The following is a 3,170-nucleotide window of genomic DNA, read 5'->3' on the forward strand; positions in this document are numbered from 1 at the left end:
CCCGCCCCCGGTCCCCGCCGCCCCGCCCCCCCCCCCGCCCTGCGGGGGGGCGGCCGGGGGGGGGGGCGGCCCCGCGGCCGGCACTACCGAATCCCGTGCAGCTAGCGCCGGGCCATGCCCGGCGAGCGCTCAGCGCGCCAGATACCCGGTCAGCGCATGCCCGATCTGGAACAGGCTGATGCCCAGCACCAGCACGCCCACGGCCACCAGCACCCAGCGCTCCTTCAGGCGCTTCACCAGCAGCGCGGCCACCGGCGCGGCCATCATGCCGCCGATCAGCAGGCCGGCCACGATCTGCAGGTGATGCAGCCCCATCGACAGCAGGAACGTTGCTGAAACTGTCAGGGTGACCACAAACTCGGCCGCGTTCACCGTGCCGATGGTGGTGCGTGCCTGGCCGCCGCGGGCCAGCAGGGTGGAGGTGGCCACCGGCCCCCAGCCGCCCCCGCCGCTGGCATCCAGGAAGCCGGCCACGAAGCCCAGCACGGGCACCCGCTTGACCTCGCCCTTGGGCATCAGGCGGCCGGCGGCACGTGCCAGGATGATGATGGCCAGCACCAGCAGGTACAGGTAGATGAGCGGGCGGATCACCTCGCCGGGCAGCTGGGTCAGGCCGTAGGCACCCACGGCGCCGCCTACGGCGCCGGGCAGCGCCAGGCGCAGGAACAGGCGCTTATCGACATTGCCGGCGACCAGATGCGACACGCCGGAGGCGCCAGTAGTGAACACCTCGGCGGTGTGGATGGCTGCACTGGCCTGCGCGGGCGGAATGCCCATGGCCAGCATCACCGACGACGACACGAGGCCGAACGCCATGCCCAGCGCGCCGTCCACCAGCTGGGCGCCCAGGCCGATGAGGATGAACCACCAGAATGCGCTGCTCAGTTCCATGCACCGAGCCTAGCGCGTGAAAGAGTGCGGACCAAGGTCCGCACCCACCGGGTGCTCAACGATCAACGGGTGCCGTACAGCACCACGGTCTTGCCGCGGGCGTGCAACAGGCCATCGGTCTGCAGCTTCTTCAGCACGCGGCCGGCCATTTCGCGCGAGCAGCCGACCAGGCGGGCCAGTTCCTGGCGCGAGACGCGCAGCTGGCTGCCCTGCGGATGGCTCATCGCCTCCGGCTCCTGCGCCAGGTCGTGCAGGGTGCGCACGATCCGGTCGGTAACGTCCAGGAATGCCAGGCGGCTGGCCTTGCGGCTGGTGTCGAGCAGGCGCTTGGAGATCTGCTGGCCCAGCGCGTACAGCAGGCGCGGGGCGTCGGCCGACAGCGGGCCGAGGAACAGCTGGTGCAGGCGCTCGTAGCTGATTTCGGCCAGCTCGCAGGCGGTACGGGTCCTCAGGATCACCTCGCGGCGGTCCGATTCAACGAACAGGCCCATCTCGCCGACGAACTCGCCGGCACCGAAGTAGCCCAGCACCAGCTCGCGATCGTCATCTTCCTCGGCCATGATCGAAACCGAGCCGCTGATGACGTAATACAGGGTTCCCGCCGGGTCACCGGGTCGGAAGACGTCGGTACGGGTGGGGTATCGCCGCCTGTGGCTGTGCGCCAGGAAACGATCGATTGTGGCGATATCCAGGGCCAGTGGACTGCTAGCTAGGCGCACGGTTGACACGATAGGAGCGCTCCCTCTGCGCATGAACGGATTCACGGGGTCGATAGCGGAGCTTAACCAGCGCAATTGTTAAGGGCAAACAGTGTGCCAGATGTGAGCGCTCTTCACGTTCCCCCCGGGGACAGTTTGCCCCATAATTCCCCCTTTCCCTTCTTACACAGGAATCGACCGCCGTGGTCAAGCCGTTGCCTCGCCTGAGGCTGCAGGGTTTCAACAACCTCACCAAGGCGCTGAGCTTCAACATCTATGACGTGTGTTACGCGCGCACCGAAGAGGAGCGTCAGCGTTACATTGAATACATCGATGAAGAGTACAACGCCGACAGGCTGACTCAAATCTTGACCGATGTCGCCGAGATCATCGGCGCCAACATCCTGAACGTGGCCCGCCAGGACTACGATCCGCAGGGTGCCTCGGTGACCATCCTGATCTCCGAAGAACCGGTGATCGACAAGAAGCAGGCCGGCAAGGAGCTGATCTCCGATGCCGTGGTCGCGCACATGGACAAGTCGCACATCACCGTGCACACCTATCCGGAAACGCACCCGCAGGAAGGTATCGCCACCTTCCGCGCCGACATCGACGTGGCCACCTGCGGCGTCATTTCGCCGTTGAAGGCGTTGAACTACCTGATCGAAAGCCTCGAGTCGGACATCGTGATCATGGACTACCGCGTCCGTGGCTTCACCCGCGATGTGAAGGGCAAGAAGCACTACATCGATCACAAGATCAACTCGATCCAGAACTTCCTGGCCAAGAACATCAAGTCGCGTTACGAGATGTTCGACGTCAACGTCTATCAGGAAAACATCTTCCACACGAAGATGCACCTGAAGGACTTCGACCTGGACCAGTACCTGTTCGAGGAAAAGGCCAAGAACCTGTCGTTCAAGGAACGCATGAAGATCGAAGCGCTGCTCAAGCGCGAGATCGAAGAGCTGTTCCACGGCCGGAACCTGTCCGAGTAAGCCCCATGTGCGATGCCCGCAGGCATCGCCGCCCAGGCGGGACGACCCGCCCCGTGGAACCAGTGCCCCGCGCGCGTTACAGTTCCACGGTGATGTACCGACCCACGGCCCGGTGTGAAAACACCGGGCCGTTTCGTTTTTCTCAAAGAAGGTAAGGAGCCCCCACCCATGCCCTGGATCTACCTGCTGCTGGCCGGCCTGTTCGAGATCGGTTTCGCCCTCGGAATGAAGTACTCCGAAGGCTTCAGCAAACCCCTTCCCACCGCTGCCACGGTCGTGTCCGCGCTGATCAGCCTGTACCTGATGAGCCAGGCGATGAAGAGCATCCCGGTCGGTACCGCCTACGCGATCTGGACCGGTATCGGCGCCATGGGCGTGGCGGTGCTGGGCATCTACCTGTTCAACGACAGCGCATCGCCGGCCCGCCTGGCCTGCGTGGGCCTGATCGTGGCCGGTGTGATCGGCCTGAAGCTGGTCTCGCCCAATTAACTGGTAGTGCCGGGGGGGGGGGGGGGCCCCCCCCGGCGGGGGGGGGGGGGGGGGGGGGGGGGGCGCGCCGGCCGGGCGGGGGGGGGGGGGCCGC

At 65.8% G+C, this 3,170-nt stretch carries 4 protein-coding genes; 2 read left to right on the forward strand and 2 right to left on the reverse strand.

Going from position 1 to position 3,170, the window contains the following annotated elements:
* Positions 1-129: 129 nt before the first annotated feature.
* Together V3B64_RS20525 and crp are read right to left on the reverse strand one after the other, a co-directional pair.
* Positions 130-891, reverse strand: a complete 762-nt coding sequence (locus V3B64_RS20525; protein ID WP_014038735.1) for a sulfite exporter TauE/SafE family protein — start codon at positions 889-891, stop codon at positions 130-132.
* 62 nt (positions 892-953) lie between these two features.
* The gene (gene crp, locus V3B64_RS20530) at positions 954-1,643 is read right to left on the reverse strand and encodes a cAMP-activated global transcriptional regulator CRP (protein ID WP_010482649.1); all 690 of its coding nucleotides are present in this window, start codon (positions 1,641-1,643) and stop codon (positions 954-956) included.
* Between the two features lie 149 nt (positions 1,644-1,792).
* Here crp and speD point away from each other — a divergent pair, with 149 nt between their 5' ends.
* Together speD and sugE are read left to right on the forward strand one after the other, a co-directional pair.
* Positions 1,793-2,587 carry an adenosylmethionine decarboxylase gene (speD, locus tag V3B64_RS20535; RefSeq protein WP_006473908.1) on the forward strand — a complete coding sequence of 265 codons (795 nt, stop codon included), beginning with the start codon at positions 1,793-1,795 and terminating at the stop codon, positions 2,585-2,587.
* A 168-nt stretch (positions 2,588-2,755) separates the two neighbouring features.
* A complete protein-coding gene (sugE, locus tag V3B64_RS20540) occupies positions 2,756-3,076 on the forward strand; it encodes a quaternary ammonium compound efflux SMR transporter SugE (RefSeq protein ID WP_005411314.1) in 321 nt (106 codons plus the stop codon).
* Positions 3,077-3,170 lie beyond the last annotated feature (94 nt).

This window comes from Stenotrophomonas sp. SMYL86, assembly GCF_036320025.1.
GTDB lineage: Bacteria > Pseudomonadota > Gammaproteobacteria > Xanthomonadales > Xanthomonadaceae > Stenotrophomonas > Stenotrophomonas maltophilia_A.